This window comes from Pseudomonas urethralis (genome assembly GCF_021602465.1).
GTDB lineage: Bacteria > Pseudomonadota > Gammaproteobacteria > Pseudomonadales > Pseudomonadaceae > Aquipseudomonas > Aquipseudomonas vlassakiae.
Window position 1 is genome coordinate 283,381 of sequence record NZ_BQIJ01000005.1, and the last position, 20,431, is coordinate 303,811.

The following is a 20,431-nucleotide window of genomic DNA, read 5'->3' on the forward strand; positions in this document are numbered from 1 at the left end:
ACCGACCAGGTCGCCACCGCCATGAACCAGATGAGCGCCACGGTGCAGGAGGTGGCGCAGAACGCCGAACAGGCTTCACTGGCGGCCACCAATGCCGACCAGCAAGCGCAACTGGGTGACCAGGTGGTTGGCGAAGCCATTGGCCGTATCGAACAACTGGCGGGGCAGATGGACCATTGCCTGGCCGCCATGCAGCACCTGGCCGGCGAGAGCCAGCGCATCGGCAGCATTCTCGATGTGATCAAGTCGGTGTCCGAACAGACCAACCTGCTGGCCTTGAACGCAGCCATCGAAGCGGCACGGGCCGGTGAAGCCGGACGCGGCTTTGCCGTGGTGGCCGACGAAGTGCGCGGCCTGGCCCAGCGAACCTCGACCGCGACCGAAGAGATTGGCCAGTTGATCGACAGCCTGCACAACGGCACCGACGAAGTGAACCGGCTGCTGGACAGCAGCAAGAGTCTTACCGAGCAAAGCGTCGAGCTGAGCCGCAGGGCCGGGCAAGCCTTGGGGCAGATCACCGACACGGTATCGAGCATCCAGGGGATGAACCAGCAGATCGCCACGGCCAGCGAGGAACAGAGCGTGGTGGCCGAGCAGATCAACCGAAGCGTGATCAGCGTGAGGGATGTGTCGGACCAGACCAGTACGGCCAGTGAACAGACCGCGGCTTCGAGTGGGGAGCTGGAGCACTTGGGGCGGCAATTGCGAGGGATGGTCGGGCGGTTCAACCTGTAGGAACGGGCGCTCCGGCGCCCCGATGAACCGCTCCCACAGGATCTGTGCTGCTTCCTGTAGGAGCGGATTCATCCGCGATGAATCCACTGCGGTTACAGCACCTGGCGCAGGAAGGCCTGAGCCCGCGGGTCTTTCGGCGCAGCAAAGAACTCAGCCGGCGCCGAATCTTCCAGCAGTTTGCCATGATCGAAGAACAGCACGCGGTCCGCCACTTCACGGGCAAAGCCCATTTCGTGGGTGACGCAGACCATGGTCATGCCTTCCTGGGCCAGGGTCTTCATCACGTCCAGCACCTCGCCGACCATTTCCGGGTCGAGCGCCGAGGTCGGTTCGTCGAACAGCATCACCTTCGGGTCCATCGCCAGGGCACGGGCGATCGCCACCCGCTGCTGCTGGCCGCCGGAAAGGCGCGACGGATACTCGTTGGCCTTCTGCGCAATGCCGACTTTCTCCAGCAACGCCCGGGCCTTGGCCTCACGCTCGGCCTTGTTGCGCTTGCGCACCACCTTCTGCGCCAGGCACAGGTTTTCCAGCACGGTCATGTGCGGGAACAGGTTGAAATGCTGGAACACCATGCCGACTTCGCGGCGGTAGGCGTTGATGTCGGTCTTCGGGTCGGCCAGTTGCAGACCGTCGATGGCCACGCGGCCTTCGTCGAAATGCTCCAGGCCATTGAGGCAGCGCAGGAAGGTCGACTTGCCCGAACCCGACGGGCCGAGCACCACCACCACTTCGCCCTTGGCGACCTGGGTGGTGACGTTATCCACAGCCCGCACCACATGGCCACGGGTGTCGAAGACTTTCAGCAGGTCACGGACTTCAATCACTTTGCGCAAGCCTCCGCTCGAGCCGGCTGGCGATGTGCGACAGCGGCAGGTTGATCAGCAGGTACAGGCCGGCCACGCAGAACCAGATCTCGAAGGTCGAGAACGACGTGGTAATGGCCTCGCGGCCGCTCTTGGTCAGCTCGGTGATGGCGATCACCGACACCAGCGAGGTGTCCTTGACCAGGCTGATGAACTGCCCGGCCAGCGGTGGCAGCACACGCTTGAATGCCTGTGGCAGGATCACGTGGCGCATCGACTGGCCGGCGTTCAGGCCCAGCGAGCGAGCGGCTTCGTTCTGGCCCTTGGCAATGGACTGCACGCCGGCGCGGACGATCTCCGCGACATAGGCGCCGGTGAACAGCGCCAGCGCGGCCACCCCGGCAAACTCCCGGGACAGGTTGAGCACGGTGCCGATGAAGAAGTAGAAGATGAAAATCTGCACCAGCAACGGCGTGCCGCGCACCAGTTCGACGTACACCGTCGACAGGTCGCGCAGGGTCGGGTTGTTCGACAACCGGCACAGGCCGGCGAACAGGCCGATCACCAGGCCCAGCGCACCGGACACCACCGAAATCCACAGCGTGGTCCACAAGCCCCAGGCCAGCGGGCCCGCGGCCCAGTGACGGGTCACGCCGATCGGGTCGCCTTCGGCGACGTCATCGCCGCGGCTCAGTTGCAGGCTGTCCTTGGCCACTTCGAGCACCTGCTCGGCGCCACTCTCGTCCTTCAGCGTGACGCGGGCATTATCGCCGGAGATGACGATTTCCTGCACGGTACCGTAACCGGCTGCGCGCTGGGTTTCCTCGGCCTTGTAGGCGAAATACTGCGGTACGCGGTTCCAGCGCCACTCGTAGGAAATCATCGAAGTGGCCATGTACAGGCTGAACGCCAGGCCCACCAGAACCAGGGCGGTCAAGCCATGCCAGGGCCACTGGGCTTTCTTGTGTTTGATCACGTGGGGTACTTCCGTAAATGCGAACGCGCAGGGTTTGCCTGCGCGTCGGGGTCATAAAGCCGGGCTTGTGGCCTGGGCCTTATTCCATTTCCTTCAGCCAATCCTTGTTCTTGAACCACTTGTCGTGAATACGATCGTAGGTCCCGTCATGCTTGATCTGGTGCAGGAAGTTGTTGATGAAGTTGATGCTGTCGTAGTCGCCTTTCTTCAGGCCGAAGGCCAGCGGCTCATAGGTGAAGGGCTCTTCGAGGAACAGCAGCTTGCCGGCACCGGCCTTCTCCACCGCTACCACGTTGTACGGCGCATCGTAGACGAAGGCGTCAGCCTTGCCGTTGACCACGTCCATCACCGCTTCCTGCTCGTTGTCGTAGCCGTGGTACTTGGCTTTGCCGATCAGCTTCTTGGACACCATCTCGCCGGTGGTGCCGAGCTTGGAGGTCAGGCGGTACTTCTCGTTGTTCAGGTCCTTGTACGACTTGATCTCGCCCGCCAGCTCCTTGCGGATCAGCAGGGTCTGGCCAACCACGATGAAGGGTTCGCTGAAGTTCAGGCGCAGGTTGCGTTCCTGGGTCAGGGTCATGCCGCTGCCGATCATGTCGAACTTGTCGGTCAGCAGGGCCGGGATGATGCCGTCATATGCGGTGGAAACAGCCTCGAACTTCACGCCCATGGATTTGGCCATGGCCTTGAGGATATCGACTTCGAAGCCGATGATCTCGCCGCGCTTGTTGGTCATCTGGAACGGCATGTAGGTGGGGTCCATGCCCACCCGCAGGGTGCCGCGCTTGACCGCGTCGTCAATGGCGCCGGCCTGTGCCGCCGTTACGGCGACCAGGGCGGTGACACCGACCAGCAGTCGCGAAAGATATTTCTTGATCATCACCAAGTCCCCTAGCAAGTAAAGAAGCGAATCTTATTGTCTTGGCATGGCCGTGCTGGCCGATGCGGATTATCGGAAAGGGATGCTAACGCATGGCGGCGCTTGGACCTAGAGCCGGGGGGGACTTTGTTGGCCAAAAAAAGCATCGCGGATAAATCCGCTCCTGTGGGAGCGGATTTATCCGCGATTGCGATCTATCAGGCGCCGACGAGTGCCGGCTGGCCTTCATTCTCCGGATGCAGCGGCAGCAACGGCGAATGCGGGTCGTTCTTGATCGAGGCACGCCACACATCGATCCACGCCGCGTTGTGCTCTGCCCAGACCTGCGCGTGCAGGCGGCTCAAGGCCACCGGGTCGCTGAGCAAGGCCAGGCGGGTGTTGAGGTCCAGCCCTTTCGGCCCGACCTCGATCGCCTTGGCCACGCGCTCGGCACGCAGCGCCTCGATCGGCGCGGCCTGACCGTGGCGGGCGGTGGCCATGGCGCAGGCCAGGGCGTTCTGCCGAGGGTCGACCACCGCACGCACGAAGCCGTCATGCAGGGCATGCCAGCGGTTCTCGTGGGTGTACTGGTCGGTAGCCAGCAGTTCTTGCGGCGTCGCGTACTCCTCGGGGATCAGGAACAGCTTCTCGTCCTTGGCCGCCAGGCCCAGGCGCGTCCGGCTGGAGATGACCGATACCGGGATCGACAGCACCAGCGAGCCAACGATCGGCGCCAGCCACCACAGGAAGCTCGGGTTCAGCCAGGCCACCAGCCCGGCCCAGGCGAAGCCCAGCAGGGTCTGCGGACCATGGCGGCGCAGCGCTTCGCTCCACGGAGTGGAGTCGTCGTCACGCTGCGGCGAGTTCCAGGTTGCCGCCCAGCCGAGGAACGCCGCCAGCACGAAGCGGGTATGGAAGATCATCCGTACCGGCGCCAGCAGCATGGAGAACAGCATCTCCATCAGCATCGACAGGGTGACCTTGATGCGCCCACCGTACTCGACGGCACCCTTGGCCCAGATCAGGATGACGCTGAGCAGCTTGGGCAGGAACAGCAGCACGATTGTGGTGGAGAACAGCGCCACGGCCTTCTCCGGGTGCCACTGCGGCCACAGCGGGTAGAGCTGGTACGGTTCGATGAAGTACTGCGGCTCCATCAGGGTGTTGGTCGCCAGCAATGCCGTCGACAACACCAGGAACAGGAACCACAGCGGCGCCGACAGGTAAGACATCACCCCGGTGAGGAACACCGCACGGTGCACCGGGTGCATGCCCTTGACCAGGAACAGGCGGAAGTTCATCAGGTTACCGTGGCACCAGCGGCGGTCGCGCTTGAGCTCGTCGAGCAGGTTCGGCGGCAGTTCTTCGTAGCTGCCCGGCAGGTCATAGGCAATCCACACGCCCCAGCCGGCGCGACGCATCAGCGCGGCTTCGACGAAGTCGTGGGAAAGGATGGCGCCGGCGAACGCACCTTTGCCCGGCAACGGGGCCAGGGCACAGTGCTCGATGAACGGCTTCATGCGGATGATCGCGTTATGGCCCCAGTAGTGCGATTCGCCCAGCTGCCAGAAGTGCAGGCCGGCGGTGAACAGCGGGCCGTATACGCGGGTGGCGAACTGCTGCATGCGCGCATACAGGGTATCCATGCCCGAGGCTTTCGGCCCGGTCTGGATGATGCCGGCGTCCGGGTTGGCCTCCATCAGGCGCACCAGGCTGCTCAGGCACTCGCCACTCATCACGCTGTCGGCGTCGAGCACGACCATGTACTTGTACTCGCCACCCCAGCGACGGCAGAAGTCGTCGAGGTTGCCGCTCTTGCGCTTCACACGGCGACGGCGGCGGCGGTAGAAGATGCGGCCGAAGCCCTTGGTTTCGCGGCACACGTCCAGCCAGGCCTGTTGCTCGGCCACGGCGATGTCGGTGTCGTTGGTGTCGCTGAGCACGAAGAAGTCGAAACGGTCGAGGTTGCCGCTGGCCGCCACCGACTCGAAGGTCGCCCGCAGGCCCGCGAACACACGCGGCACGTCTTCGTTGCAGATCGGCATCACCAGCGCGGTACGCGCCTCGGGGGCAATCGGCTCGTTGCCGGCACTGCTGCCGGAAATCTTGTATTTGTCACGCCCTGTGAGCAGCTCGAGGAAGCCCATCAGCGCGGTCCAGAAGCCTGCCGACACCCAGCAGAAGAGGATGCCGAACAGCACCAGGATGGACGTCTGCAAGGCATACGGCCAAACCTGCACCACGGTGTCCCACAGCGGCTGGTTGACGACTTCGTTCAGGTCGACGAACGACCAGCCCTGGTACGGCAGGATGCCCTTCATGTACCAGCCAGCGACGATGGTCTGGCCAATCATGAGGGCAAGCAGGATGTAACGACGGATCGAGCCGACCGTGCGCCAGCGCGCAGCGGGCAGCTCGCGCTTGGGCGGCTGCGGCGCGTTGGCACGGCCAGTCATGCGCCGCCACATGCGAATCAGCACATTGGTGCGCCATGGCTCGGGCACGACCTTGGTGCGCTTGATCGGCGGCGCGATCTTCAGGCATAGGCGGCCGCTGCCGTCGACACCGAGCATCTCGGCATCTTCCAGCTCGGCGGCGCTGCCCACGGTCAGGCGCGGGCCGACCGAGGCCTGCACGGCCTCGGTGGCGTTGGCGGCCGGGTTGGCCGCCAGGCGTTGGTGCAGCTCACTGAACGAAGTGCAGCTGGCGAGTTCCGCGCGCTGCTCATCGCTCAGTGGGAGGTGGGCCAGGTATTCGCCAAGCGATTCTGGCCTTGCGCTTGAGTTACTCATCGGCAGGCAACTGATAGCTCCAGGTCTCGGTCAGCACTTTTTCAGTGGTGGCCGGGGTCCCGTTGGTGGGTGCCGCATCGGCGGCGGGTTGTTCGGCCTTGGCTGGTTCCGCCTTGGCGGTCTTCTCATGCTTGGCGTGCTTGGTTGCTGCCTTTTCCTGCTTGGTTTCAGCAGCAGGCTTGGCCGGCTCGACCGGCACGTCACGCACCAGCGCAGCGCGCATTTCGGTGGACTTGTTGGCTTCCTTGACCTTCAGCCGCAGGGTCAGGCGCCAGCCCTTGGTCTCCGGGTTATAGCGCAGATTGTTCTCGACCACCTCGGCATTGTCGCCAACGCTGATCTGGCTGCGCACCGGGGTGTCTTCCGGCAGGGCGGCAAGGGCCGGGCCGGCGAAGTCGACCAGGAAGGCGACGCTGCCGTCTGGCTGGCGGATCAGGTTGGACTGCTTGACGTCACCGGTGGAGCGCAGGGTCTGCTTGACCCAGCCCAGGTCAGGGGCCTGGAACTGCTGCTCGTCGATGGTCCAGTGCAGGCGGTAGGCGTATTCGAACGGCTTGCCGGGTTCAGGCAGCTTCTCCGGGCTCCAGAAGGCAACGATGTTGTCGTTGGTCTCGTCGGCGGTCGGGATCTCGACCAGGTCGACGGTGCCCTTGCCCCAGTCACCTTTCGGCTCGATCCAGGCACTTGGACGCTTCTGGTAGTTGTCGTCGAGGTCTTCGAAGTCGCTGAAGGCGCGCTGGCGCTGCATCAGGCCGAAACCACGCGGGTTCTCGACGCTGAAGTTGCTCACGGCCAGGTGTTTCGGGTTGTTCAGCGGGCGCCACAGCCATTCGCCATTGCCGGCATGGATCGACAGGCCTTCGGAGTCATGCAGGGCCGGGCGATAGTTCAGCACCTTGGAGGGCTGGTTGGGGCCGAACAGGAACATGCTGGTCAGCGGGGCGATACCCAGGCGGCTGACCTGGTCACGCAGGAACACCCGCGACTGCACGTCGACCACGGTATCGCTGCCCGGGCGCAGGATCAGCTTGTAGGCGCCGGTGGAGCGTGGCGAATCCAGCAAGGCGTAGATCACCAGGTGCTTGTCGGCCGGCTTTGGCTTCTCGACCCAGAACTCGGTGAAGCGCGGGAACTCCTCGCCCGACGGCAGCGCGGTGTCGATGGCCAGGCCACGGGCCGACAGGCCGTACACATGGCCCTTGCCGACCACGCGGAAATAGCTGGCCCCCAGCAGGGTCATGATCTCGTCCTGCTTGTCGGCCTTGTTGATCGGGTAAAGCACGCGGAAACCGGCGTAACCGAGGTTCTTGACGGTTTCCGGGTCATGCGGCACGTCACCGAACTCGAAGCGGCTCGAGTCGTACTTGATTTCCTCGACCTTGCTGGCAGTGATCTCGTTGATCTTCACCGGTGTGTCGAAGTGCATGCCCTGGTGGTAGAAGGACAGCTTGAACGGGGTCTTGTCCTTGGCCCACTCGGCCTTTTCCTGGAGGAAGTGGATCTTCTGGTAGTCCGCGAACTTCATGTCGCGGAACACCGCAGGCAGATTGCTCTTCGGTGCTTCGTATTTCTGGCCGGCCAGATCCTTTGCCTTGGCTGCAACATCGTCAAGATTGAATGCCCACAGCTGGCCCGCGCTCATCAGGCCGACCAGTGCCACACTGGCCATCAGGGCCTTGCGCAGCCCGGTGCCGGGGATTCTTGATGCTTTTTGGGGACTAACAATCACGAGCAACCCTCGCCGAAAACAGATCATGAAACCAACGGCCAGCGACAAATGCCGGGTTGGCGAGCACTGTTCGGACCCCATGAGGGCCTAATGATTCCCCAAACGGGTCCAGACAATGCTCGAGTCAGAGTGAAACGAACCTGCGAACGCAGGCTCACGCAGCGCGCGATTATCCAGCAGGATGCGTTACAACGCATCAGTGTGGACTAACTATTTATCGTACAAAACCCCTTGTTTTCCTATAAACAAAGGGTTTTTCGACCTCATATTTGTAACAAGAATGTCACAGGGCCATCATTGACCAGGTGCACCTGCATGTCTGCACCGAAGCGCCCGCTTGCCACATCGGCATGCTGGCCGCGTGCCTTGCCCAAAAGATAGTCGAACAATTCCGCCCCGAGCGCCGGTGGTGCGGCGGTCGAGAAGCTCGGCCGCATGCCGCTGCGGGTATCAGCCGCCAGGGTGAACTGGGAAACCAGCAGCAGGCCGCCACCGACATCCTTGAGCGACAGGTTCATCTTGCCCTGCTCGTCACTGAACACGCGATAGTTCAGCAGCTTGTGCAACAGTTTGTCGGCATGTTCACGGGTATCTTCAGGCTCCACCGCCACCAGCACCAGCAAGCCCTGGTCAATGGCACCGACAATCTGCCCGCCCACTTCCACGCGTGCGCCACGCACGCGTTGCAGCAAGCCCTTCATGCTTCTTCCAGCGGCAGGTCGAGCAGACGGCGCGCCATCTGGTCGGCCGCACGCACCAGGGCATCGGTGATACCTGGCTCGGAGGCGGCATGCCCGGCGTCGCGGATCACCTTCAACTCGCTGTTCGGCCAGGCCTGGTGCAGCGCCCAGGCGTTGTCCAGCGGGCAGATCACGTCGTAGCGGCCATGCACGATCACCGCCGGCAGGTGGGCAATCTTCGGCATGTCGCGAATCAGCTGGTCGGGCTCCAGGAACGCATTGTTCATGAAGTAATGGCATTCGATGCGGGCAATCGACAGCGCGCGCTGTGGCTCGGAGAAGCGGTCGACCACCAGCGGGTTCGGGCGCAGCGTGGCGGTCCGGCCCTCCCAGGTGGACCAGGCCTTGGCCGCGTGCATCTGGGCGATCTGGTCGTTGCCGGTCAGGCGCTTGTGGAAGGCCTTGACCAGGTCACCCCGCTCCTCCGCTGGGATCGGTGCGATGTAGTCCTGCCAATAGTCGGGGAACATGCGGCTGGCGCCTTCCTGGTAGAACCACTCGATTTCCTGCGGACGGCACAGGAAGATGCCGCGCAGGATCAGACCGTGAACGCGCTCGGGATGGGTCTGGGCGTAGGCCAGCGCCAGGGTCGAGCCCCACGAGCCGCCGAACAGTACCCATTTTTCGATGCCCAGGTGCTTGCGGATGCGCTCAAGGTCCTCGACCAGGTGCCAGGTGGTGTTGTTCTCCAGGCTCGCGTGCGGCGTGGAGCGGCCACAGCCGCGCTGGTCGAAAGTGATGATGCGGTACAGGTTGGGGTCGAAGTAGCAACGGCTCTGGGCATCACAGCCCGCGCCTGGGCCACCGTGGATGAACACCACGGGCAGACCTTCCGGCGAGCCGCTTTCATCGACATACAGCACATGCGGCGCTTCCACGGCCAGATCATGCCGGGCGTAGGGTTTGATCTGCGGGTAGAGGGTCTGCATTGCGCACTCCGTGTGAGGTTTGGGTCGGCCGTGGGCCATCATAAACCTGAATTGCGCTTTCAGCACCGTCCTCTCTGACACCTCCGCTGCGCAGCGGCAGACATATCTACCTCCCACAGGCCAGGCAACCCGCTGATAGTCCCTTGCCCAATCATGCGAGGCCGCCCAAATGCCAAACCCGGCGATTTCCCAGCCTGGCGTTCATTACGCCACCATCGAACGCAAGATCCCCGCCTGGCTCAAGCTTGCGCCGCCCGAAACCCACCGCGCGATGCGCAACTGGCAACAGGCCCCCACCTGGCTGCCGGCAGCGATCCAGCGACAACCGGACATCGCCAGAGCATGGCAGGAAGAACACGCCCGTCATCGCGAGCATCAGGCGCAGGTGCACAGACTGTTCGAGCAGCTACCGGACCTTGAGACCTACGCCAGCGAAACGTTGACTGCTGCCATCCGGCAGCGCTTCGGGCTTGACCTGGACGTACGCAATACCTACCTGGTCGATACCCGTCTGATCAACCCTGGCAATACCATCGGCAGTCGTCAGGCGATCGACCGGGCCACCCGTTCGCTGCTCCATTGCGCGCTGCACAACTTCGACCAGGACGCCGCTGCAGAGCATGGCATGGACGTGCCCGGTGCCTTGCTGGAAAAGTCGGTGATCCTTGATCACCGCCGCTTCATGGGCACGGTGCCGATCACCAATACCGTGCCAATCCCCGCCGAAGCTTTCGCCGGCTCGTGCCGTACCCTCGATATCGGCGGCAAATACCACGAGCTGTTGCATGCCATCTATTACCCTGCTGGCATGCCGCAAGCAGAGGCCGACGAAGCCGCACTGGCCGTCTATGAAACCCTGGGGCGCGCCGAAGTCTCGGCGTTCAGGCAGACCCTGCATTTCGCCCGGCTCAAGGGCGATATCAGCGAACAACTGTACACCGCTGCCCTTGCCGCGCCCCTTGACCAGGCGCCGTCGGCCCGCTCGGCTGTAACGTTCAGCCTGCTCGACTTGTGGGAGGCGGAACTGACCGGCGTGGTGCTCATCACCCTGCAAGCCCTCGATCATCAGGCCGTGGCCCTGTACATCCCGGAGGATAGCCTGCTGCCGCTCAAGGAGTTCACCAGCCAGGAAGCCTTGATGGCCGAGCTCGGGGAACGGCTGCAGGCCGATATCCACTATCTGGACAAACACATCGCCGACCGCGACAAAGCCTCGATCACTGCCCGCCTGAGGGACCGGCTCACCCCGCTGGGCTGGAGCATCCGAGGGGTCCGTGAGCCTGTTGCCGACCCGCATGCCACCCTGTATCCCGTAGCAACACCGTTCAGCCAAGCATTCCAGGGTGTCATGGCGTTTCAGAAAGCCCAGCGCCATGAAAAAGATGCGCTGTTCCATGCCGTGCCGACCGAAATCGTCGACCGGCGCACCGCGCAGGCGCACCGGGAACTGATAGCCGGGCGTGTACTCACCGGCCTGAACATCGCCGGTTTCTTCGTGCCCGGGCTGGGCGAGGCGATGCTGGCTGTGTGTGTGGCCCAGCTGGCTTTCGAGGTGTATGACGGCATCGAGGCCTGGGAAAACGACGAACGCGACATTGCCTATGGCTACCTGGTCGATGTCATCGAAAATGTGGCGATCATGGCAGCCCTCAGTGCGGCGGCCAAGGCCTTGAGGGAAGCGCAGGGCAGCGCAGCGGAGGCGCCAGCAGCTGATGGCGCCAATGAGGAAGAACCGGAAGTAGAGCGTATTTCCGTTGAAACGCCGTCGTTCATCGAGGAACTGGACGAGGTGGAAACGCCCGATGGTCAGGTCAGGCTGTGGAAACCTGACCTTGCCCCGTACCGCAGCACCGAGGCGCTACCCGCAGGCCTGGAGGCGGACGCGCTCGGCCTGCGCCAGCACGACGGCAGGCACTGGCTGGTTGTGCAGGGCGACCAATACATTGTCAGGCAGGAACCAGCAACCGGCGAATACCGCCTGCAACATCCGCAAGACCCTGGGCGTTATCAACCCCGACTGCGGCATAACGGCGCCGGCGCCTGGCTGCTCGGAACGGATCGGCCGCTGAGCTGGACTGGCACGCAGTTGCTGCGCCGTATCGGCCATTTGAACGCGCATTTCGACGAGGCGACGCTAGAGCGCATCGTCGCCATCAGCGGAAGCGACGAAGATCAACTGCGTCGTACCCTGGCGACCAGCCAACGGCTGCCGGCATTGCTCGAAGACACCTTGCAGCGTTTCAGGCTGGACGACACCCTCCGCCTGCGCCCTGGCGCCAGCACGCGACCTGCCGAATTCCAAAGGGCCTATAGCGCCCTGCCGATCGCACCCGCGCCGGGTGCCGAGGCCCTGCAGCGGGTCTACCCACGGTTGCCAGCAGTGGTGGCCAATGAACTGGCCCGCGCCGCCGACAGCAACGAACTGCAGATGCTCGGCAACGGCAAGGTGTCACTGCGCCTCAACGAAGAAATTCGCGTCTACCAACAACAGATCCGCCTGGCCCGAGCCTACGAAGGGTTGTACCTGTCCTGCGTGGCGAACTGGGACAGCGACCGCCTGATCGTACATACCCTGGCGCAGCTACCGGCCTGGCCCGCCGCAACTCGAGTGCGGCTGCTGCAGCGTCTGACCTGGCCGGCACAGGACTATGAGCTGGGCCCGCTGGGGGGGCACCCGTACAAAACCATTACCCACGCCGAGGCCGGGTACATCGTTCATGACGAAAGCCAGCCGGATGCAGTGGTGAACCTTTACCCCAGCCTTTATGCGGCCTTGTACCAGGCTCTGCCAGCAGCCATGACGGAAATGCAGATTGCCGACCAGCTGGCGCTCGAGCAGCTGATCAAGGAAAGCCCGTTACTCCCCCGCCCGGCGCTGAGGGCGTTGCTGCGCATGCAGCCGGTGCGCCCCGGTTACCGCTCGCCCATGCGCCTGGCCGATGGCCGCCTGGGCTACCCGCTCAGTGGCGGTGGCGCAGCTGCACAAGGCGTTAGCCGCGCACGCCTGCTCGAGGCCGTCGAGGCGACCGGGCTGGCCGCACGTACCGGCCGCTCGGCAGAGCAGATTCTGGGCGATCTTTCCCTCAGCCGAACACCGCCGCAAGTGCTCGAGCATCTGCAGACATTGCTCGAACAACGCAACGAACTGCAAAGCCGGCTGGATGACTGGAGCGAAGCCATATCACCGGCAACCGACCAGGCAGCACGCGACTACGACAGCCTGCGCGAGTCGATCCTGCAGCACTGGTACGACATCGCGCTGGACGAAACTGCCGAGCGTGCTGCCGAGCTGCGTATTACCCGCGTCCCCCTGGTCGATATACCCCTGACCCTGCCCGACTTCTTCACCACCCGGGTGCGTAACCTGAGCCTGGTCGACCTGCCATCAGGATCCCTGGCAGGCTGGGCGCAGAACGAGCGCCTGCTGCAACGCCTGCTCGGTCAGATGCGAAACATCGAGTCCCTGGAGATCAGCCGACCCTACGACCCCAGGGCAACACCCTCGTCCTTCGTGTTCAGTGTGCCGACCATCACCGAGAGCCTGCCACGCTTGCAACGCCTGACATTGACCCATCAGAACATCGCGCTGTCCGAGAGCGACCTGAACCTGTTGTCCGGGCTTGGCCAATTGCGCTATCTGGACTTGAGCGGCAATCGGCTGGCGCCGAACAACAGCCCCAGCTTTCACGAGCTGACCCTCGATTACCTGGGCCTGAACCAGATGCAATTGTCACAATGGCCCATCGGCATCGGCAGCGATGCCCTCGGCCGCATTGGCCACCTGTCCCTGCGCGACAACAACCTGCGGGGCTTGCCTGCGTTTCTGCTCAATGAAGCAGCGACCCTGGCCACCCCGCCCGTCATTTCGCTGCAGGGCAACAGCATCAATGCAAACGATCTGCAGCGTTTGCTGCTCACCGAGGGCGTCGACCTGTCCGGAATCGCCATTGACCAGCCCGTCGCGCTCAGCGAACAACTCAGCCGTATCCGCAACGAGCGCCAGCAGATGCGGGACGCAATCGATGGCTGGGCCCACGCTTCCAGTTCGAGCAACCCACTGACCCAGGAGGCACTGGCGGACAGGCAGCGCATCGAGGCCGCGATCAGTGAATTCTGGCAACAACAGGAACGGGGGCAGCAGTACCTGCGGCTGCAACTCGAGGATGTGGCCATCGAACATTTCCCCCGGCGGCTGCCGGCGTTCTTCGGCGAGCGCGTACGAGCGCTGAGCTTGACCCGCCTGCGTGGCAGCGCTTCACAGCTCGACGAGCTGCTGCGTCGTTTTCCCAATGTCACCCGGTTGTCCATCGATGCCCACCAGGAAGCCACACCTGCGCTGGTCTCTGCACTGGCACGTATGCCTCAACTCACCTACCTGGAGTTTCGCAACATGGGCCTGGAGGTCGACCAGTCCATGCTCGACATCTTCGCGCGGCTGGAACACCTCACCTCGATAGACCTGTCCGGCAACCGCACAGGCAGCATCAGGCAGGTGCCCGCACAGCTGTCGCGCAACCTGCAGTCACTGGCGCTGACCAACATGAACCTGCAGGCCTGGCCAAGCTGGTGTGACAGCCTGTTGCCCCTCGAACTGCTGGACTTGAGCTCGAACAATATCAGTGAGTTGCCCGAGCACATCCTGTCCAACCTGAACAACACGATGCCGATCTCGTCAATCGCCCTGTTCGATAACCCATTGCCGCTCGATACCATCCTGCGTGTAAGGGCATTTTCGGACAGCCAGCACAGTTATTCCTTCGCCCTGGATATCCCTGGCAACCTGCAATTGGTCAACTCCTCGAGTGAAGGCTCACTCGACCATCCGCACTTCCCTCTGCTGGGCGACGATACACCTAGGCTGGAGGACTGGCTGCTGGGCAACGAGGCGCAGAACGAAGCATTGCAGGACTGCTGGCAGCGGCTGGAGGGCAGCGACCTGCTGCGCCTGGTGGGCCGCTTGCACAATGCTGCGCCCTATGTCGACCCGAACACGCGAAACACCTTCTGCGAGCGGGTACGTCTGATGCTGGTGGCGGCGCTCAGCAACGAGGTAGAACGCGCAACGATGGAGCAGATCGCCCAGGAAGGCTTGCCCAACCCTGTGACCGGGGCGCAGACCTGCCATGATGGTGCGTTGCAGACCTTCAACAGCATCGAACTGTATCTGATGAACCAGCACGTACTGGTCGACGCAGGCGATACGCTGCAAGCGCTGAGTCGGCGCCTGCTGCAGCTGTTCCGGATCGATCAGCTGGAGGAACTGGCCGAACACAGGACTGGCTCGGGAGACATAGTTTCGGTGAGACTGGCCTACCGCCGCGACCTGGCCAAGGAGCTGGACCTACCGATCGCTGACAGCATGCGTTTTCGCGGTGCAGCGAACCTGGCGCGTGGTGAGCTGTCCAGCGTACTGGACAAGGTCCGCCAGCGTGAGCTGAGCGATGCACTGGTCGACTATATGCTGGCGAACAGCGACTGGACCACGCGCCTGCGCGCCGAACATGCCGATCGCTTTGCCGAAATAGAGGCTCGCTTCCGTCTGCGCGTACTCGAGCTGGCCAGCATGGACCACCCGCTTCAGGACGAGTTGAACCTGCAGCAAGGCCTGCTGGAAGACAAGAACCTCGAAGAGCAAGCGCTGCTGCGCGAACTTACCCTCGCGCAGATCAACAGCGTCGCTGACAACTGACGCCTGCTGACTGGCGACGCGCATGCCCTGCGTCGCGTCGCCGTTATCAACCGGTGACGGTCACCGCCCGTACCGCTCCTCGCCCCACGCCAGCAGTGCCTGCAACAGCGCCCTGAGTACCTGCTGCGTCGGCCGGGCCAGCTCTTCACGGTAGGTGAACGGCTCGGTTTCATCCATGTAGGTGCTTTGCGCCAGCTCCAGCTGTACCGCATGAACATGGTTGGTCGGAGCGCCGTAGTGACGGGTGATATGCCCCCCCTTGAAGCGCCCGTTGAGCACCTGGCTGTAGCCTTGCGCCTGGGCACATACCGCTTGCAACCGCTCGGCCAGTTGCGGATCGCAACTGGCCCCATTGAAGGTGCCCAGGTTGAAGTCCGGCAGCTTGCCATCGAACAGGTGCGGGATCAGCGAACGGATCGAGTGGGCGTCCCACAGCAGTGCGTAGCCATGGGCCTCGCGCAGGCGCGCCAGTTCGCTCTGGAGGGTGTTGTGATAAGGGCGCCAGATCGACTCAAGATACGTCTTGCGTTCCTCGGCGGTCGGCTCCAGCCCGTCCTTGAACAGCGGCTCGCCATCGAACAGCGTGGCCGGATACAGGCCGGTGGTGGCACCGGCGTACAGCGGCTTGTCGTCGTCCGGGCGGTTCAGGTCGATGACGAAGCGCGAGTACTCCGCCGCCACCACGCTGGCACCCAGCTCACGAGCGAAATCGTACAGGCGCGGAATGTGCCAGTCAGTGTCGGGCAGGCTACGGGCCTGCTCGACCAGGCCACGGTCCACGGCCGGGGTCAGCTTGAGGCCGGCATGGGGCATGCTGATCAGCAGCGGCAGGCGGCCTTGGTGAAAACTCAGTACCTTGTCCATCGTGCCTCGCTCAGTTAAGTATTTCGTGGCCCTTGCGCACCACGCGCTTGGGCAGGTCGCCGCCGAGCCAGTAGGCCAGGTCGGCGGGACGGGCAATCTGCCAGGCGACGAAGTCGGCGACCTTGCCGACCTCAAGCGAACCGTGGCTGCCCCCCAGGCCCAGCGCCGTAGCGGCATGCAGCGTGACGCCGGCCAGGGCCTCTTCCGGGGTCATGCGGAACAGCGTGCAACCCATGTTCAGCATCAGGCGCAACGACAACCCTGGCGAAGTCCCCGGGTTGAGGTCGCTGGCCAGGGCAATTTTCACACCGTGGCGGCGCAGGGCGTCCATCGGCGGCAGCTGGGTTTCGCGCAGGAAGTAGAAGGCGCCCGGCAACAGCACAGCGACCGTACCGGCTGCGGCCATGGCGATAGCGTCTTGCTCGGTCATGAATTCCAGGTGATCGGCTGACAGCGCCTGATAACGCGCCGCCAGGCTGGAGCCATGCAGCGAAGACAATTGCTCGGCATGCAGTTTCACCGGCAGGCCCAGTTCGTGCGCCTTGATGAACACCTTTTCGACCTGTGCCGGCGAGAACGCCAGGTGCTCGCAGAAAGCGTCTACGGCATCCACCAGGCCTTCGGCGGCCAAAGCCGGCAGCATCTCGTCACAGATATGCGCGATGTAGTCATCCGCCCTGCCTGCATATTCCGGAGGCAAGGCGTGGGCAGCCAGGCAGGTGGTGCGAACGGCCAGCGGCAGCTCGTCGGCCAGGCGCCGGGCCACGCGCAGCATCTTGCGCTCGTTGACCAGGTCCAGGCCGTAGCCGGACTTGACCTCGATCGTGGTCACGCCATCGCGCATCAACGCCTGAACCCGCTGGCGAGCGCTGGCGAACAGCTCGTCCTCGCTGGCCGCACGGGTGGCCCGCACGGTGCTGGCGATACCACCGCCCTGGGCGGCGATTTCGGCATAGCTCACGCCTTGCAGGCGCTGTTCGAACTCACCGCTGCGGTTGCCGCCGAACACCGCATGAGTGTGGCAATCGATCAGCCCTGGGGTGACCCAGGCGCCGCCCAGGTCCACCGTGCGGTCAAGCGCGAATGGCTGCAGCTCGGCGCGGGGGCCGATCCATTCGATCAGCCCGGCGCTGGTGACAATGGCCGCGTCCTCGATGATCGAGTAACGGCCATCGGCCAGGGTTGCCGCGTGGCAGTGCTGCCAGAGGGTTCTCATATGCGATCTCCTTGACTAGCGGTGCAGCTCGACCGGCACGTGCTTGCCTGCGCGTGGCTTGCACCACAGCAGGTAGGACGCCACCAGGAACACCACCCAGACCACCCCGACCAGCAAGGCCGCCTGGGTATCGGGGAAGTAACCGAGCACACCGAAAATGAACACCATGAAGGCAATGGCCATGGCCGGGCCGTATGGCCAGAACGGCACCGGGAACTTCAGCTGGGCCGTCTCTTCAGCGCTCATGCTGCGGCGCATGGCCACCTGGGTGACCAGGATCATCAGCCACACCCACACGGTCGCGAAGGTGGCGATGGAGGCAATCAGCAGGAACACGTTTTCCGGGATCAGGTAGTTGAGCAGTACGCCGACCAGCAGCGCCGCGCCCATCACGACCACGGTCATCCATGGCACGCCGTGCTTCGACAACTGGCCGAAGCTGCGCGGCGCATGGCCTTGCTGGGCCAGGCCGTACATCATGCGGCCGGCGCCGAAGATATCGCTGTTGATGGCCGAGATCGCCGCCGAGATCACCACGATGTTCAACACGGCAGCGGCCGAGCCAATACCGAGGTGGCTGAAGATCTGCACGAACGGGCTGCCTTCGCTGCCGATCTGCGGCCACGGGTACAGGCACATCAGCACGAACAGGGTCAGCACATAGAACAGCAGGATGCGCAGGGGCACGGCATTGATCGCCTTGGGGATGACGCGCTGCGGGTCCTTGGCTTCACCGGCGGTGACGCCGATGATTTCGATGCCACCGAAGGCGAACATCACCACGGCGAACGAGGCGATCAGGCCGCCGATGCCATTGGGCATGAAGCCGCCATGTTCGAACAGGTTGCTGATGCCGGCAGCGTGTTCGCCGCTCACCTGGCTGAAACCGAAGGCCATGATGCCGATGCCGGCCAGGATCATCGCCACGATGGCGCCGACCTTGAGCAGCGACAGCCAGAACTCCATCTCGCCGAACACCTTGACGTTGCACAGGTTGAGGCCGCCGATCACGAAGACGATGCCCAGCACCCAGATCCAGCGGGCCACTTCCGGGAACCAGAAGCCCATGTAGATGCCGAAGGCGGTGATGTCGGCGATGGCCACGATGACCATTTCGAAGGCGTAGGTCCAACCGAGGATGAAGCCGGCCATGGGGCCGAGGTAGGTGGTGGCGTAGTGGCCGAAAGAACCGGCCACCGGGTTGTGCACGGCCATTTCGCCGAGGGCGCGCATGACCATGTATACCGCAGCGCCGCCAATCAGGTAGGCCAGCAGCACAGCCGGGCCGGCCATCTGGATCGCCGAGGCGGAGCCGTAGAACAGGCCGGTACCGATGGCGGAGCCAAGGGCCATGAAACGGATGTGGCGGGCCGTTAGCCCGCGCTTGAGACCTTGAGCTTGTTGCATGTCACGTCCTTAAATTGTTTTTGTGGTCGTGAGATCGAAGGGGGCTGCCTTGCAGCCTGCGCGGGCGTGCCCGCGAAAGGGCCGCAAGGCGGCCCCGGGGGGCATCACAGGCTAGGCAGCACACCCGCAGGCAGCAGCCCGGTCAGGCAGCCCTTGGCCAGCAGCTCGACAGCTGCCTCGATGTCCGGTGCAAAGAAGCGGTCACGGTCATAGTGCGGCACTTCCCGGCGCAGCGCCTGACGCGCCTGCTCAAGCTTCGCCGAAGTCTTCAGGCCTTTGCGCAGGTCCAGCCCCTGACACGCACCCAGCCATTCGATGGCCAGCACGCCACGGGTGTTCTCGGCCATTTCCCACAGGCGCTTGCCAGCGGCCGGGGCCATCGACACGTGGTCTTCCTGGTTGGCCGAGGTCGGCAGGCTATCGACACTGTGCGGGTGCGACAAGGCTTTGTTCTCGCTGGCCAGGGCGGCAGCGGTGACCTGAGCGATCATGAAGCCGGAGTTGACCCCGCCATTTTCCACCAGGAACGGCGGCAGCTGGGACATGTGCTTGTCCATCATCAGCGAGATGCGGCGCTCGCTCAGCGAACCGATTTCGGCGATCGCCAGGGCGATGTTGTCGGCGGCCATGGCGACCGGCTCAGCGTGGAAGTTGCCACCGGAAATCACGTCGCCTTCGGCGGCGAACACCAACGGGTTGTCCGACACGGCGTTGGCTTCGATGCCCAGCACCTCGGCAGCCTGGCGGATCTGGGTCAGGCAGGCGCCCATGACCTGTGGCTGGCAGCGCAGCGAGTACGGGTCCTGGACCTTGTCACAGTTCTTGTGCGACAGCGACACTTCGCTGGAGTCGCCGAGCAGGTCGCGGAAACAGGCAGCGGTGTCGATCTGCCCACGCTGGCCGCGCACTTCGTGGATACGCGCATCGAACGGCGAACGCGAACCCAGCGCTGCTTCGACGCTCAGCCCACCACAGGCGATGGCGGCGGCATACAGGTCTTCAGCCTGGAACAGGCCGCGCAGGGCATACGCGGTGGACGCCTGGGTGCCGTTGAGCAAGGCCAGGCCTTCTTTGGCGGCGAGGGTCAGCGGCTCGAGGCCGGCAACAGCCAGGGCTTCGGTAGCCGACAGCCACTGGCCCTGGTGACGGGCCTTGCCTTCGCCCAGCAGCACCAGCGACATATGCGCCAGCGGTGCCAGGTCGCCAGAAGCGCCAACCGAGCCTTTGAGCGGGATGTGCGGGTAGACTTCGGCGTTGACCAGGGCGATCAGCGCATCGATGACCTTGCGGCGGATACCGGAGAATCCACGGCTCAGGCTGTTGATCTTGAGGACCATGATCAGCCGCACCAGGGCGTCATCCAGCGGCGCGCCAATACCGGCGGCGTGGGACAGCACCAGCGAGCGCTGCAGGTTTTCCAGGTCGTGGCTGGCGATGCGGGTCGAAGCCAGCAGGCCAAAACCGGTGTTGATGCCGTAGGCGGTACGGTCTTCGGCAATGATCTGCTCGACACAGGCGACGCTGGCGTCGATGGCCGGCGCGGCACTGGCGTCCAGCTGCAGGCGCACCGGCGCGGCGTGGATGGCGCGCAGCTGGGCCAGGGTCAGGGTACCGGGCTTGAGGGTCAGTACGGTCACTTCGCTACTCCAATTCTGTCAGGGGCCCGCAGGCCCCTCTTGTATTCAGTAT

Annotated in this window: 13 protein-coding genes; 2 read left to right on the forward strand and 11 right to left on the reverse strand. The window is 63.8% G+C overall.

The annotated features are described in order from the left end of the window. Positions 1 to 30: 30 nt before the first annotated feature. Positions 31 to 735, forward strand: coding sequence for a methyl-accepting chemotaxis protein (locus tag L6D64_RS28500; RefSeq protein WP_373874235.1), 705 nt, complete (start codon positions 31 to 33; stop codon positions 733 to 735). A gap of 92 nt (positions 736 to 827) precedes the next feature. Here L6D64_RS28500 and L6D64_RS11090 read toward each other — a convergent pair whose 3' ends face one another. The 7 genes from L6D64_RS11090 to pip form a co-directional block, all read right to left on the reverse strand. Continuing rightward, complete coding sequence (locus tag L6D64_RS11090) at positions 828 to 1,562, reverse strand: amino acid ABC transporter ATP-binding protein (RefSeq protein ID WP_176508223.1); 735 nt, start codon at positions 1,560 to 1,562, stop codon at positions 828 to 830. Beyond that, positions 1,555 to 2,517 (reverse strand): amino acid ABC transporter permease, encoded by a 963-nt coding sequence (locus L6D64_RS11095; protein ID WP_176508156.1) that lies wholly within the window; start codon positions 2,515 to 2,517, stop codon positions 1,555 to 1,557. Before L6D64_RS11095 ends, L6D64_RS11090 begins: the two co-directional genes overlap by 8 nt. Before the next feature lie 79 nt (positions 2,518 to 2,596). Then, on the reverse strand, positions 2,597 to 3,394 hold the full coding sequence (locus tag L6D64_RS11100; protein WP_025752328.1) for a transporter substrate-binding domain-containing protein: 798 nt from the start codon (positions 3,392 to 3,394) through the stop codon (positions 2,597 to 2,599). A gap of 200 nt (positions 3,395 to 3,594) precedes the next feature. After that, positions 3,595 to 6,168: a glucans biosynthesis glucosyltransferase MdoH gene (gene mdoH / locus L6D64_RS11105; protein ID WP_176508155.1), complete on the reverse strand. Its 2,574-nt coding sequence runs from the start codon at positions 6,166 to 6,168 to the stop codon at positions 3,595 to 3,597. Next, positions 6,161 to 7,897 (reverse strand): glucan biosynthesis protein G, encoded by a 1,737-nt coding sequence (locus L6D64_RS11110; protein ID WP_219824758.1) that lies wholly within the window; start codon positions 7,895 to 7,897, stop codon positions 6,161 to 6,163. The genes mdoH and L6D64_RS11110 overlap by 8 nt, the downstream gene beginning before the upstream one ends. Before the next feature lie 263 nt (positions 7,898 to 8,160). After that, a complete protein-coding gene (dtd, locus tag L6D64_RS11115; protein ID WP_176508154.1) occupies positions 8,161 to 8,598 on the reverse strand; it encodes a D-aminoacyl-tRNA deacylase in 438 nt (145 codons plus the stop codon). Continuing rightward, positions 8,595 to 9,566, reverse strand: a complete 972-nt coding sequence (gene pip / locus L6D64_RS11120) for a prolyl aminopeptidase (protein ID WP_176508153.1) — start codon at positions 9,564 to 9,566, stop codon at positions 8,595 to 8,597. The genes dtd and pip overlap by 4 nt, the downstream gene beginning before the upstream one ends. Before the next feature lie 169 nt (positions 9,567 to 9,735). On the opposite strand from pip, the gene L6D64_RS11125 reads away from it, so the two are divergent. Beyond that, the gene (locus L6D64_RS11125) at positions 9,736 to 15,255 is read left to right on the forward strand and encodes a dermonecrotic toxin domain-containing protein (protein WP_236192412.1); all 5,520 of its coding nucleotides are present in this window, start codon (positions 9,736 to 9,738) and stop codon (positions 15,253 to 15,255) included. A 60-nt stretch (positions 15,256 to 15,315) separates the two neighbouring features. Here L6D64_RS11125 and hutG read toward each other — a convergent pair whose 3' ends face one another. The 4 genes from hutG to hutH form a co-directional block, all read right to left on the reverse strand. Further along, positions 15,316 to 16,119, reverse strand: a complete 804-nt coding sequence (gene hutG / locus L6D64_RS11130) for an N-formylglutamate deformylase (RefSeq protein ID WP_176508152.1) — start codon at positions 16,117 to 16,119, stop codon at positions 15,316 to 15,318. Between the two features lie 10 nt (positions 16,120 to 16,129). Continuing rightward, a complete protein-coding gene (gene hutI, locus L6D64_RS11135) occupies positions 16,130 to 17,335 on the reverse strand; it encodes an imidazolonepropionase (RefSeq protein ID WP_176508151.1) in 1,206 nt (401 codons plus the stop codon). Positions 17,336 to 17,350: 15 nt separating this feature from the next. After that, positions 17,351 to 18,742 carry an amino acid permease gene (locus tag L6D64_RS11140; protein WP_176508150.1) on the reverse strand — a complete coding sequence of 464 codons (1,392 nt, stop codon included), beginning with the start codon at positions 18,740 to 18,742 and terminating at the stop codon, positions 17,351 to 17,353. 104 nt (positions 18,743 to 18,846) lie between these two features. Continuing rightward, on the reverse strand, positions 18,847 to 20,379 hold the full coding sequence (hutH, locus tag L6D64_RS11145; RefSeq protein WP_176508149.1) for a histidine ammonia-lyase: 1,533 nt from the start codon (positions 20,377 to 20,379) through the stop codon (positions 18,847 to 18,849). Positions 20,380 to 20,431 lie beyond the last annotated feature (52 nt).